Genomic DNA, 12,818 nt, shown 5'->3' with positions numbered 1-12,818 from the left:
TATATATTATAGCCAGAACATTAAATTCCCGAATTTCATTTTTAAGATATTCCCTAAAATAATGGGCATTAATTGTAGACAAAAAATAAGCGAAGGTCTACGAGCCTAGATATATATGACTATCAACTCATAATGAGTATGATGAGATCTAAAATGAAGCAAAATACGAATGAACTGTTCTGATGAGTGAATAATTCCATAGGTGTGGAATCATCTTCTCGAACCTTGTATAATATCGCTCAATTAAGGTTATTAACTAAAAGAGATTAATGTGAACTTCACCGCAATTTGGCTAATTATGATTTTCGTCGGTTTTCTATTTATCAAAGAAAACAGCACGAACAAAAGTAAACCTAAATTAAAATATTGGGGTTATGGCTTCTTTTATGGCGGGATTATTTTTTATCTGGTCAATGTATTTCAGGATCTCTCTCCGTACTTGTCTCAGCTCAAGTAACTGGATATATACTTAAAATAATTGAAGTTATTCATCACGGCTAGTATGAAGAGTATAAATATAAAAAACCACCTTACTTTAAGTCCATATATACTGGCAAAAAATAAAGTGGTTTAAATAAAGATTAAACAATTAAAGTGACATTAAAGCCCTGTCGTCATATGTAAGCTATAAAACAATCCTCGTCCAATCAACTCTGAACCAAGAATAAGTACTAAAGCCACACCTAAATTAATTGGATTTACTTTTGATTTATTGATCATTGGTAACAACCAAATCAACAGACCGAGCATTAATAACCCAACTTGAATAGAAAGATAACAACCTAAGCCATCAACCAATTCCGATGCTCTAACAATCGATGAGTGAATATCACCAATCAAGTTTGCTTTTGCAACGATGGTGATGACGCTCAGCGCAACAGCTATCACTGCTAAAATAGCAATATTACGATCAAGGGAAAAACGACTATCATTGGCAGAAACAATTATCCATTGTGCAAGCAACAGACCCGCGATAATAACCGTTAACACAAAGCTAATTGGTGTATAGATATTATTCCAAGTCGGGACGGTATCAATCAGGTATACATTAACCATTGAGTAGATAAAAATCCCCCCAAGATCATGGCAATCACCATTAAGAGTTTTTGAATCGCAACGCCACCCTTTTTAACCACCGAAAGCAACCATTGCAAGCCACCCACAACAAAGAAGAGAGCACCAAACAGCACTTCATTCGATAACCAAGCTGAACCGGATTTATTCAGTGCATTAAAGGCTCTTAAAGGCGATCCTAAATGCGTGGTTGAAAAAATAAAACCCAGTCCCATTATCACCCAAAGTAAAAACATTGGATTCTTAAAGTTCTGAATTTTCTCTTCGTTGTGACCTAACACCAAAGCACGAGAGCTAATGAACAGGTAAGCACCAACCGCGGTTTGAGTTAGAACAGTAAAGAAGATTAATGACCATTCGTGAAATATCATCTTAGACCTCCTTAGGATTCGCTAAATAACCGCTGGTATCACCCGTTGGCTTAGAATTTTTATTCAGTTTAATCACAATATTTGGTAGCGTTAAACTTGATGAAGGCAATGGTGCAACATCCGCGGTTGTTCCATACATCTCGCGTAAATCTTGAATTTCACCAAACTCAAGTGCACGTAATGGGCATGATTCAACACACATCGGTTGTTTACCCTCTGCGACGCGTTGATAACAACCATCACACTTGGTCATGTGACCTTTCTGTTTGTTATATTGAGGTGCGCCATACGGACAAGCATTACTACAATGCTGACAGCCAATACACACCTCTTCATCAACCACGACCAAACCATCTTCATCACGCTTATGCATCGCACCCGATGGACAAACTTTGACACAAGCTGGATTCGAGCAATGATTACAAGCTATTGATAAATAATAAGAGAAAACATCTTTTTGAATCCACGTATCACCATCTTGAATAAAACCGCCACCCGCATATTCATAAATACGACGATAATTACGTTTAACATCTAAATCACGGTAATCTTTACAAGCAAGCTGGCAAGTTTTACAACCTGTGCATTTACTTGAATCGATGTAAAAGCCATATTGTTTCATTCCAACCTACCTTATGCTTTCTTAACTACTTGAATATCTACGAGATTTGTATGCTGAGGGTTACCCTTAGCAAGTGGACTTGGTCGTTGCGTGGTTAATACATTGATAGAACCGGCATGATCGATCTTTTGACCATCTGGTGAATACCAAGCGCCCTCTCCTAATGCAACCACTCTTGGCAGAATACGAGGCGTCACTTTAGCTGAGATATGCACTTCACCACGATCATTGAAAATACTGACCATATCGCCATTTTTAATCCCACGTTCATTCGCATCAATGGGATTAATCCAAACTTCTTGACGAGCAGCCGCTTTTAACAATGCCACATTACCGTACGTTGAGTGGCAGCGTGCTTTATAGTGGAAACCTGTTAACTGTAGTGGGAATTTCTTTGCTAATGGATCGTTATGTCCTTCAAATGAATCAAAGTAAATTGGTAGAGGATGGATAATTTCATCTTCTTTTAACTTCCATGTTTTTGCAATTTCAGCCAACTGCTCAGAATAGATCTCAATTTTGCCACTTGGCGTATTTAATGGATTTGCATCAGGGTTATTACGGAAATCTTCATAAGCAATATAATCATGGTCATATTGACGCTTATAGATACCTATCTCTTTCATCGCTTCAAACGTCGGTAATGAAGGGTCTTTTTTACGTGTCTCAGCATACAGGTGTTCAATCCATTGCTGCTGGGTACGTCCTTCAGTAAACGCTTTTTCTACTCCCATGCGTTTAGCGATTTCACTACACATCTCATAGATGCCTTTCGCTTCAAATTGAGGCTCGATCGCTTTTTGTGCATAGATAAAATAAGGAGCATTAGCCGCTTTACCATCCATCGCCCAATCATCCTGCTCAGAGGTAGTTAAATCAGGAAGGATAATATCGGCATACTTAGCAGATGAAGTCATGTGATTATCAATCACAACAATCATCTCACACGCCTTCTCATCTTGAAGGATTTCATGAGTTCGGTTGATATCCGCATGCTGGTTAACAAGACAGTTACCTGCATAATTCCAAATCATCTTGATCGGATTTTTCAGTCGCTCAGCACCACGAACACCATCGGTCAAATTAGTCATCTCTTGATGACGGTAAATAGCATCTGTCCATAAGAACATCGAAATCGAGGTTTTAATTGGGTTTGGTACTGTTGGGAAGCGCACGAAAGGAATATTAATATCACTTTCACGAGCCCCTGTTGAACCACCTGCTACACCCACAGAACCGGTTAACAACGAAAGCATTGCGATAGCGCGACAAGCAAGCTCACCATTCGCAGTACGCTGTAATCCCCAACCTTGATGGATAGCACAAGGTTTATTCGTTCCCATTTCACGCGCAAGTTTAATAATGGTATCAACAGGAATTCCAGTTATTTTAGATGCCCACTCAGGTGTTTTAACGATACCATCATCACCTTGACCTAAAATGTAAGACTTATAATCACTATTTTTTGGCGCGGTTGCTGGTAATGTTTTTTCATCATAGCCCACGCAATACTTATCAAGAAAAGGCTGATCAACTAAATCTTCAGTAATCATGACATAAGCAAGACCAGCAACTAATGCTGCATCCGTTGATGGACGAATTGGGATCCACTGATCTTCTCGGCCACCAGCAGTATCAGTATAACGAGGATCGATAATAATCGTTTTCGCATTTGAGATATTTTTACTCTCAATATAGTGATGAATAAGGCCACCACCTGACATACGTGTTTCCGCAGGATTATTACCAAATTGAATATTAAGCTTAGTATTTTTAAGATCAGAAAATGAGTTGTTGTTAGCCCAGCCCCCATAGGTATAACTTAAGCCTTTGGCAATTTGTGCCGTAGAGTAATCACCATAATGGTTTAGGTAACCACCACAAAGGTTCATTAAACGAGCAATTAATGTTGACTTAGGTGGCCATGATTTAGTTACCGTTCCACCTAAAGTGCCGGTGCCGTAATTGAGGTAAATGGAATCATTTCCGTACTCTTTAATTAAGCGCTGCATTGAGCCAGCAACTTCATCGTACGCCTCTTCCCAAGAGATACGCTTAAATTTACCCTCTCCACGTTTACCAATACGCTTCATTGGATACTTTAAACGGTCAGGGTTATAGACACGACGACGCATCGAGCGGCCACGGAGACAAGCACGAACTTGAGTCTCTTCACCGTAAACATCACTGCCTGTATTATCGGTTTCTACATACTTAATTTCGCCATCTTGAACATGCATACGGAGTGGGCAACGAGAACCACAATTGACTGTACATGCACTCCAAACGACTTTTTCATCACTTGGTTTTAGTTCTTCTGCAATCGCATTTGATGATTTGAAAGGAAGGGTGATACTGCTCGCAATTGCAGCAGCACCCCCAACAGCAGATGAGGCTTTAATAAACCCTCGACGAGTAACATTCATTACTCCAGATCCTGTTTTGTTTGTCGTCATAAAAGTTGCCTGTTAACAATATTAAAATACTACTTTATAGTTAACAATCAAAGTATCGACTATTCACAAAACGGTTATTGATTAACATCAAAGTAATGATACAAATTGTTATACAATTATCCAGTATGTGCATTCACACATACTTTCGAAAAAGTAATGCTGTTTTCACTATTTAATGCTGATAAAATCTATTTAACTTTATATAGATAAGAATAAGAATGATTATTGATACAGCAAAATTACTAGGTGCTCTTTTTTACCAGAAGTGTTCAAAATCAGAGCTACTTGAGATCCTATCTGCATTAGCGTCAGAAGGCGTTGTCAGTAAAACTATCTCCCAATCACTTATACCTCTAAGTGAAGAGGAGTTGACAACTATTTTTTCAGAATTATTTGAAGGAATGGGAGAAATGGTAGCGCCACCTTGGGGATCTGTGTATCTCGACCGTGAAAAGGTATTATTTGGGGAATCGACTCTCTCTTATCGTCACTTTTTACAAAGCAACGAGATGATTTTAGATACCAATTTACGTGAACCTGAAGATCAATTTGGCTTGATGCTATTAGCCTATGCTTATCTGCTTGAACAACAGAAAACCGGAGCTGCACAAGCCTTAATGGAACAACACCTCCTCCCTTGGGCACCAACCTATCTTGATCAACTTTCCCACCAAACAGAACATGATTTCTATCACAAACTTGCAATAGAAACAAAGCAATGGTTAAACACGTTAATGAAAGATCAAAATTTACAAGTTGCCCATAAGCGAATTTACTTTGATGAGTAGTATTTAAATGACAGACACTATCGATAAACATCGTAGGGGATTTCTTACACGGCTTAAAAAGCCAGCAATAGAGGCTGCTGAAAAAGCTCATTCGATAAGAAATGCTCCTCGGCCGCCTTATGCTGTCGATGAGCTGTTATTTGAGCGCTTATGCAATGGTTGTGGGGCGTGTAAAAGCGTCTGTCCAAATAGCATCATTGAAATAGAGAAAGGATTAGCTCAAATTAATTTAGATTATAACGAGTGCTCGCTCTGCGGTTTGTGTTTAACATCTTGCTCAACCCAAGCGCTACATCAATCTATTCCATTGAATATCAATTTGCGTCCGGTGATCTCTCAAGATTGTCATAATTACCTGCAAATAGAGTGTCAGCAATGTCAAAATAGCTGTCCTGCTAATGCAATCTCAATTGAAGAAGATGAATTACCAACCATTACAACAGAAAAGTGCTACGGTTGTGGACAATGTGCTCGGAGTTGCTACATGGGCGTCATTTCAATGTCATTCACTTCGATAAATAGCCAATAATTGAGTTTCATCTTTCTCATTACATTCAGCTTTAACGCTATTTTTAGCTTTAAAATGAAACTAAAACTCGAATATTAAAACTCAATACCATTTCATACGCTAAGCTATTATCATGGAGCTTATCTTTTAAGGCGGCGCTTGCTATGAAATTTTTTGCTTTTTTCTTAACACTTTTGTTGTCTTACTCAGTATCCGCTTTCAACTCTGATTCTCATATTTCTACTTGGGTTAATCAATCTGGTCAATGGTTCTCTTGTGGCCCAGATCAGTGTGATCGAACAATTTATATAAATGAACATCAAGCTCTTCGTGCTTCATTTGATAAAACGCAATTCACCATAATTGGCTATACAAGAGTTGGTAAGTGCCATATCTATTACTTGCAAAATGATGATCACGCATCTTCCCCACCAATATCCCAATATGAAATAACCCAAAAATCAGAATGCTAAACTTGTACTAAAATTAATTTTTCTGGAGCCCCTATGGATGTTCAAAAATATGCTGAAAAAAGTGTACTCTGCTGGTTAGCAACCGCCGGTTCCGACTTAACCCCCAATGTTTCACCAAAAGAGTTGTTTGCATTTATTGATGAAGAACTGATGGTTATCGCTAATATCTCATCCCCCGAAAGTGAAAAAAATATCTTACAAAACCCCAAAGTTTGCGTCTCCTTTATCGAAGTATTTGAGCAACGCGGATTTAAAGTCAAAGGTACAGCTGAAGTGGTCTACCCCAATGATGCCCAATGGCAAACTTACTTAACCGCGCTTGAAATGATCGTCGAAGAGCCTTACCCCATTAGTAATATTTTTGCCGTTAGGGTTGAAGCACTATCTAAGATTTTAGCGCCAAGCTACACCTTATTCCCACACATAAGCGTTGAGAGTAAGATAAAAAAAGCACTTGAAAACTATAAAGTTAACAGCGACAAACAGGGTTAAATTTAAATTAGACTTGATCACTTTATCGTTAATAATCTTTTTGTTTTTATTATCATTCAAGTTACAATTAATGCAGCATTTTTAAAATTCAAGACTTAAGGATAAGTTATGCTTCGCAAATCAGTATTATCTGTTGCATTAGTTACATTTTTCACCTTTACGGCGTCATCTGCATCCGCTACGGAAAGCTCTACATTATCGACAAAACAGCAGTGCTTTGCCGATAAATATAGCCAGTATGTCGATGCATCCTTAACTTGGTATCAAGATCTGGTTAAAATCGCCGTTAATCATGACTCAAACCTAAAACAAATCGGTGATGCTTTTTACCAAGGACGCGTCAATCATTTTACCCTGAATAAAGAAGCCGTCGCTTACTATTTAGTTAATCAACCAGAAAAGGTTAACACCAATAAAAGTGTTGAATCTTGGTTAACACTTTCTCAATCGCAAATTAAAGTCCTTTCTGAAGGTGACACGCCATTAACTAACCTTGCTACAAAGGAGTTTGCTTATCGTCAAGAGTCAGAAAAAAATGACAATTATGCGTTACGCACCGCCTTTAATGAGCTTCTGACTCAACCTACGGTTATCCAGCAACCTTTAGACAAATATAATCACGCAATGACTGAAATGAACAAGATAAGCTGTAAATAATTTGATATTAATGGCAGATCAGCAAGCACTGCTGATTTGCCAGCAATGCCCCCTGCTCCCCCCTTCTAACTTGAAGTTGTTGACTGCGTTTATTCTCCAATGACAATTGTATTTTCCCCAACGACAATTGTATTTAAGCTATTTTTACCTATATTTATAAAAGTAAAAATAGCTTAAATACAAACTGGAGAAAAAATGAGTACATTATTTAGTCCATTACAACTCGGCTCTTTAGAGTTAAACAACCGTATTGTCATGGCACCATTGACTCGAGCTCGAGCATCTGCAGGCCACATTCCGAATGAGATGATGGCAGAGCATTATGCACAACGAGCTAGCTCTGGATTATTAATCGCTGAAGCAACCATGGCAATGGAAGGTTGCAGCGCTTTTCAAGCTGAGCCTGGAATTTATAATCAAGATCAAATCGATGGCTGGAAAAAAGTGACCGATGCGGTCCACGCAAAAAACGGAAAAATTGTTCTTCAAATTTGGCATGGTGGACGAGCGTGTCACCCTGCATTAAATGACGGAAACATTCCTGTTGCACCTTCAGCACTAGCGATTACCAATGATCAGGTTCACACCCCTGAAGGTAAGGTGGACTATACCGTTCCTCGCGCGTTAGAACTCAATGAGATCCCAGTCATTATCGAAGGTTTTAAGCAGGCAGCTATCAATGCCAAAGCGGCAGGGTTTGATGGTGTTGAAGTCCATGGTGCGAATGGTTACCTTATTGATCAATTCTTACGTAATGGAAGCAATAAACGCAGCGATGAATATGGTGGCAGCAGAGATAATCGAGCACGTTTCCTATTTGAGGTGCTCGAAGCCGTTATCGATGTTTGGGGTAATGATAAAGTCGGTCTTCGCCTTTCGCCTTTAAACAGCTTCAACAGCATGCTGGATAGTGACCCTATTGGTTTGTATAGCTGGTTAGCGGAGAAACTTAACCATTATAATCTTGCATATCTGCATTTAATGCGCGCCGATTTCTTAGGTGAGCAGTCTGGTGATATTGTATCACCTGTCAGAGCTGCTTATAAAGGTAACTTAATCACGAATATGGGTTACTCAGAAGCTGAAGCTAATGAAGCAATTAAAACGGGACAAGTGGATGCCGTCGCATTTGGTGTTCCTTACATTGCGAATCCAGATTTGGTTGAGCGCTTCCAAGCAGGTGCAACATTAAACGACCCCGATCCAACAACCTTCTATGTTCCTGGAGCAAAAGGTTATATTGATTACCCATATATGGATCAATAATTTCAGTTTAAAGGTACGGAAATAATCAATAGGATCGTTGTGATTATATATTAACAACGATCCTTTTTATCAATTAAACGGCTGCGGTTTCTGCTGGATGAGTTAAATCATGCTGCTTACTTTTGTAGCCAAAGAATATCGACAAGACCGTACAAAGCAAAACCATAATAGCAATAGGCCACAAAGACTCCGTTGCGAGTAATGCTGTTATCGCACTAATGGTCGCACCTAACGTATACTGACTACAACCTAATAAAGCGGCGGCTGTTCCACTATTTTGACCAAAGTGCTTCATATAACAGACATTTGAATTTGATAGTGTTCCACCTGCAGAAGCAATGATCATCACAAAGCCCGTGGCAGTGAGGAAAATACTTTCAGGGAAAAAGAGTACCGTGGCTAAAACAATCACGCCACCGGCCAATTGTAGGATCAAAAATGAATGAAAAAGCGTTTCAGGCTCATGCTTTCTTAATAAAAAACTATTTAGGCGATTAACAAAGACTATCCCAACGACATTTGCCATAAACAACATTGAGAACATCTCTTCTGTCGTACCAAAATGAATCATGTAAACAAAAGAAGCATTGGTAATAAATATCACTAATGTCGAATAAGAGAGTGCATGAGAGATCAATAGATACATCGCTGATTTTACTTTCATCACCTCTCTAAAGCCCCCCGTTGCAGACTTTTCTTTTTTATCCGATTTAATCGGCTTGGGCATGATTTTTAATGTTAATAGCGCAATAGAAAATGACACAACGCTCATTGAAATAAAGATCCACTCCCAACCCGCTGTTTTTAAAATTAGTGTCCCTATAGAGGGAGCAATCGAAGGCGCAACCATCATAATCAACGTAATAAATGAAAATAATTGAGCAGCTTCTCTTCCTTTTGCATGGTCACGAATAATAGCAGGCACGCAAACCACAGCCATACCGCCACCAATAGATTGCATTAAACGCCAGAACCAAAGAGATTCAAGTTGATGGACATTTGAAATAACGTAACTACAGAGAGCAAAAAATATTAACCCTGACACAACCACGCTACGTCGACCATAACGATCAGAAAGCGGGCCACCAAAAAGTTGTCCAACGGCCAATCCCAACACATAGATACTCACTGTAATGGAGACTTGTGCGGTTTCTACATTCAAATGTTGAGAAATAATCGGAATGGCAGGAAGGTAACTATCTATCGCATATGGGCTTAATGCAAAAATGGACGCGAGAAGTAGCACTAACCTCATTGGGATTTGTATTGTGGATTGACTTGACATAAAATTTCCTTATTTAGCTTTCTAGAAAGATATTAGTTTAAAGATCTCTTTCCAGCAAGATAATATTTAATAATGACGAGATATACACAATTTGTATAATGTTATTGCTGAGCAGAATGTAATACGCAAGAAAATATTGGAAAAAATCGATATAGCTGAAATAATCTTTCAAGAAACACAAATAAATTAAAAAATGGATTTTACTATGAGTCACCAAAATCAAGAATCTGTCGAAGTAATCTTATCGATGTTTAAAGATAACTGGCCGGAAATAGAAAGTGAGATCTCTCCTGCTATTTTCCGCATCGTTCGTGTTTATCAAGATCTCAGTCAACAGCTTGAATCATCCAGTGAAGCACAAGGACTACAACGAGCAGATTTTGGGGTATTATCGGCATTAAGACGGAGCCCAAAACCTTATATCCTCACACCAACAGAAATTAGCCACTCCCTACTTTTTAGTTCAGGTGGTTTAACAAAAGTCCTTTATCGTTTAGAGAAATTAGAGTATATCCAACGACTAACCAATGAAGTAGACAAACGCAGTAAGTTGGTTCAATTAACCGACTCTGGGAAAGTATTAGTTGAGCGATTATTACAACAACAATTAAGTTATGAACAACACTATCTCTCTCCACTTTCAAAACAAGAACAACAACAACTCGATGGATTACTCGTAAAGTTAATCAAGTAATCGATATTGATTTAAGCTTAAAGGGTATAAAATAAGAAACAAAGAGAGTAAATGATGATTCATTGGATCCAACCGCCACAATCTGCCTATATAGCGAAATATATCGAATGTTATTGGTTGATCGAAAAAGACTCAAACTCAGAGACTTATCAATTCCCAAAACTTAACCCCGATCCATCTGCTCATTTAATTATTTCTCCAGCGGATCAAGCCTATTGCTATCGTTTGAATTCGACGTTTATCACTGGTCAAGGTAGCCACTGGCTATATCCACATCAACAAACGTTCGAGTTAGATCATTCCAACCCTTTTGTGCATCTTGGAGTCAAGTTTCATATTGGTGCGCTCTATAGCTTATCTGATTTATCTAAACGACCATTAGAGCTTGATAATATCGAAACGATAAAAGCATCTGGGCGATTAAAGCAACTAGGTTTTAATGAGAGCACTTTAATTGAACTGGCGCGACAAAAACCAATACAGTGTGTGGAGCAACTTGATGCTTTATTCGCTCCTTGGTTTAAAGAGTCCCATGAGGATCAACACAGCAAAATTACACGAGCGGCGCTAGCGTATTTAGATGAAATTATTATTTCAGATCTCGGCAAACAGCTTCATTGCTCACAAAGAACAATCGAAAGAAGCTTTCAGAAAGTAACGGGGTTAACACTTAAACAATGTCAATCCATGAAGCGATTAGAGGCAATGTTGGAGTATCTCTACCAGCGAGAGTCTAGCGATTTACATTGGACAGAAATTGCATTGAAATTTGGATTTAGCGATCAACCTCATTTAATCAGATACCTGAAGAAACAACTCGGCTTCACTCCAAAAACCTATGAAAAAGAACGTGGATTAACCATTGATACCTATGGTGGAGTAAACTCAATCTCTAATTAAAAAAGGGGCAATAATATGCCCCTAACAACGTCTACTGATGAGTATCATTGTCAAAGTATTGCAAACACAAGGCTTGTGCTTCAAGATTCTTTTCGATCACTTCTTGTTCTCTTAATGCTAAATAGATCTCAATACACTGTTTAAGTGCAAATATAAGTTCTACCTTTTTTGGTTTTGCTACAGTTAATTCCAGTTTTTTACTGAAGTCAGGTAAGCGATTCTCAATTTTACGCACACCTGACGGGGTCAGCTTCGCTTGTTTTAATGCTAGCGGAGAAAGAACCACGGTACGAATAAAAGATAAAAACTCCAGTGCTTCAAAATACTCACCACAGGCAATTTTAGTCGTCGCGTAATGTGTCCAAATCCAAAAACGATCTTCAATCCATTGCGGGTCAGGTTGAGGGTATTTTGCATCCATGGTTTTGAATGTGTCAGAGAGTAATGTTCCTCGTTCCCAAAGCACTTTGGTATCATCAACACGAATAACGGCATCAGGTAACGAGACAAATTTAAAATCGACATGGATGGCATCTGGTGCATAAAGAGCAATGACTAACCGTGGTTCTCCCACATGCTCACCGGTAAAGGCTGCGATTTTCCCTTCAATGCTATCAACAATTGCAAAACGTTCATTCATAATAGTATCAAACTGCTCAGGCTTAATCGCAATGACTAAATCTAGATCACTGTATTTATCAAGTGTGTCTGTCGCATAAGAACCACTTGCACCAATACCGACGACTCTTGGATCTTGTTGTAAAACATAAATAATTCGATCTAAAAGCGTTTTATGCGTTGCTGGGAGAGTTTTAGGATATTTCATATTTTACCTTTATATTTAACGAACAGTTAAAACCACGCAGTTGGCAGTTAGTGCGGTAAAATTAACGCAGCATTATAGTAATGCTTTGAATTCGTTAGACTGCAACAAAAATTATCTTCTCTTAACTAAGTCTCTTAAACTGTTCAGGTTTTTATAAAACTCATAAAATAAAATCCACCGCCCCAAATTTGTAACCCTATCTCCATACTCCTGACTCTCCATTCAGCGCAGTTTTTTCAATTACCTTTTCAGTCATCATACATAAAATGAAATTAATTCATGATTGTTTCACAAAAATATCACTCAAAAAAACATATATAAATAAATTTTAAAATACTTTTAATACAATATGTTATTTACATAACCAACATATTTCATTTGTCATTGATCTTGTTATCTGGAGAGG

12 protein-coding genes and 1 pseudogene are annotated in these 12,818 nt (G+C 38.3%); 8 read left to right on the top strand and 5 right to left on the bottom strand.

Translation table 11 applies throughout. The annotated features are described in order from the left end of the window. Positions 1 to 600: 600 nt before the first annotated feature. From L0B53_RS02895 to L0B53_RS02885, 3 genes and pseudogenes are all read right to left on the bottom strand, one after another. Positions 601 to 1,445 (bottom strand): annotated as a pseudogene (locus tag L0B53_RS02895) (dimethyl sulfoxide reductase anchor subunit family protein). Between the two features lies 1 nt (position 1,446). Further along, positions 1,447 to 2,067, bottom strand: a complete 621-nt coding sequence (locus L0B53_RS02890; protein WP_235058971.1) for a DMSO/selenate family reductase complex B subunit — start codon at positions 2,065 to 2,067, stop codon at positions 1,447 to 1,449. A gap of 11 nt (positions 2,068 to 2,078) precedes the next feature. Continuing rightward, complete coding sequence (locus L0B53_RS02885; protein WP_235058970.1) at positions 2,079 to 4,523, bottom strand: DmsA/YnfE/YnfF family dimethyl sulfoxide reductase; 2,445 nt, start codon at positions 4,521 to 4,523, stop codon at positions 2,079 to 2,081. A 218-nt stretch (positions 4,524 to 4,741) separates the two neighbouring features. Between L0B53_RS02885 and L0B53_RS02880 the strand changes: the two genes are divergently transcribed. The 6 genes from L0B53_RS02880 to L0B53_RS02855 all read left to right on the top strand — a co-directional run bounded on the left by L0B53_RS02880 (position 4,742) and on the right by L0B53_RS02855 (position 8,707). After that, a complete protein-coding gene (locus L0B53_RS02880; RefSeq protein WP_235058969.1) occupies positions 4,742 to 5,311 on the top strand; it encodes a molecular chaperone TorD family protein in 570 nt (189 codons plus the stop codon). Positions 5,312 to 5,318: 7 nt separating this feature from the next. Next, positions 5,319 to 5,840 (top strand): ferredoxin-type protein NapF, encoded by a 522-nt coding sequence (napF, locus tag L0B53_RS02875; protein ID WP_235058968.1) that lies wholly within the window; start codon positions 5,319 to 5,321, stop codon positions 5,838 to 5,840. Positions 5,841 to 5,983: 143 nt separating this feature from the next. Next, entirely contained in the window at positions 5,984 to 6,292 is a 309-nt protein-coding gene (locus tag L0B53_RS02870; protein WP_235058967.1) for a hypothetical protein, read from the top strand. A gap of 33 nt (positions 6,293 to 6,325) precedes the next feature. After that, positions 6,326 to 6,784: a pyridoxamine 5'-phosphate oxidase family protein gene (locus L0B53_RS02865; RefSeq protein WP_235058966.1), complete on the top strand. Its 459-nt coding sequence runs from the start codon at positions 6,326 to 6,328 to the stop codon at positions 6,782 to 6,784. 108 nt (positions 6,785 to 6,892) lie between these two features. Next, positions 6,893 to 7,441 carry a hypothetical protein gene (locus tag L0B53_RS02860; RefSeq protein ID WP_235058965.1) on the top strand — a complete coding sequence of 183 codons (549 nt, stop codon included), beginning with the start codon at positions 6,893 to 6,895 and terminating at the stop codon, positions 7,439 to 7,441. Between the two features lie 195 nt (positions 7,442 to 7,636). Then, positions 7,637 to 8,707 (top strand): alkene reductase, encoded by a 1,071-nt coding sequence (locus tag L0B53_RS02855; protein WP_235058964.1) that lies wholly within the window; start codon positions 7,637 to 7,639, stop codon positions 8,705 to 8,707. Positions 8,708 to 8,780: 73 nt separating this feature from the next. Here the strand turns inward: L0B53_RS02855 and L0B53_RS02850 are convergent, their stop codons facing one another. Further along, a complete protein-coding gene (locus L0B53_RS02850) occupies positions 8,781 to 9,992 on the bottom strand; it encodes a multidrug effflux MFS transporter (protein WP_235058963.1) in 1,212 nt (403 codons plus the stop codon). A gap of 205 nt (positions 9,993 to 10,197) precedes the next feature. On the opposite strand from L0B53_RS02850, the gene L0B53_RS02845 reads away from it, so the two are divergent. Both L0B53_RS02845 and L0B53_RS02840 read left to right on the top strand, forming a co-directional pair. Beyond that, positions 10,198 to 10,686: a MarR family winged helix-turn-helix transcriptional regulator gene (locus L0B53_RS02845; RefSeq protein WP_235058962.1), complete on the top strand. Its 489-nt coding sequence runs from the start codon at positions 10,198 to 10,200 to the stop codon at positions 10,684 to 10,686. Between the two features lie 54 nt (positions 10,687 to 10,740). Next, positions 10,741 to 11,586, top strand: coding sequence for an AraC family transcriptional regulator (locus L0B53_RS02840; protein WP_235059708.1), 846 nt, complete (start codon positions 10,741 to 10,743; stop codon positions 11,584 to 11,586). Between the two features lie 31 nt (positions 11,587 to 11,617). Here L0B53_RS02840 and L0B53_RS02835 read toward each other — a convergent pair whose 3' ends face one another. Next, positions 11,618 to 12,412, bottom strand: a complete 795-nt coding sequence (locus L0B53_RS02835; RefSeq protein WP_235058961.1) for a nucleotidyltransferase domain-containing protein — start codon at positions 12,410 to 12,412, stop codon at positions 11,618 to 11,620. Between the last annotated feature and the right edge of the window lie 406 nt (positions 12,413 to 12,818).

Source organism: Vibrio sp. SS-MA-C1-2 (assembly GCF_021513135.1).
Classification (GTDB): domain Bacteria; phylum Pseudomonadota; class Gammaproteobacteria; order Enterobacterales; family Vibrionaceae.
Note: the sequence above shows the minus strand (reverse complement) of the source record. Positions and strands in the feature narration are given on the sequence as shown.

Coding starts and splice junctions, on each gene's coding strand:
- L0B53_RS02885 (WP_235058970.1), bottom strand. CDS start 4,523: ATGACGACAAACAAAACAGGATCTGGAGTAATGAATGTTACTCGTCGA.
- L0B53_RS02840 (WP_235059708.1), top strand. CDS start 10,741: ATGATTCATTGGATCCAACCGCCACAATCTGCCTATATAGCGAAATAT.
- L0B53_RS02850 (WP_235058963.1), bottom strand. CDS start 9,992: ATGTCAAGTCAATCCACAATACAAATCCCAATGAGGTTAGTGCTACTT.
- L0B53_RS02890 (WP_235058971.1), bottom strand. CDS start 2,067: ATGAAACAATATGGCTTTTACATCGATTCAAGTAAATGCACAGGTTGT.
- L0B53_RS02865 (WP_235058966.1), top strand. CDS start 6,326: ATGGATGTTCAAAAATATGCTGAAAAAAGTGTACTCTGCTGGTTAGCA.
- napF (WP_235058968.1), top strand. CDS start 5,319: ATGACAGACACTATCGATAAACATCGTAGGGGATTTCTTACACGGCTT.
- L0B53_RS02870 (WP_235058967.1), top strand. CDS start 5,984: ATGAAATTTTTTGCTTTTTTCTTAACACTTTTGTTGTCTTACTCAGTA.
- L0B53_RS02860 (WP_235058965.1), top strand. CDS start 6,893: ATGCTTCGCAAATCAGTATTATCTGTTGCATTAGTTACATTTTTCACC.
- L0B53_RS02835 (WP_235058961.1), bottom strand. CDS start 12,412: ATGAAATATCCTAAAACTCTCCCAGCAACGCATAAAACGCTTTTAGAT.
- L0B53_RS02880 (WP_235058969.1), top strand. CDS start 4,742: ATGATTATTGATACAGCAAAATTACTAGGTGCTCTTTTTTACCAGAAG.
- L0B53_RS02845 (WP_235058962.1), top strand. CDS start 10,198: ATGAGTCACCAAAATCAAGAATCTGTCGAAGTAATCTTATCGATGTTT.
- L0B53_RS02855 (WP_235058964.1), top strand. CDS start 7,637: ATGAGTACATTATTTAGTCCATTACAACTCGGCTCTTTAGAGTTAAAC.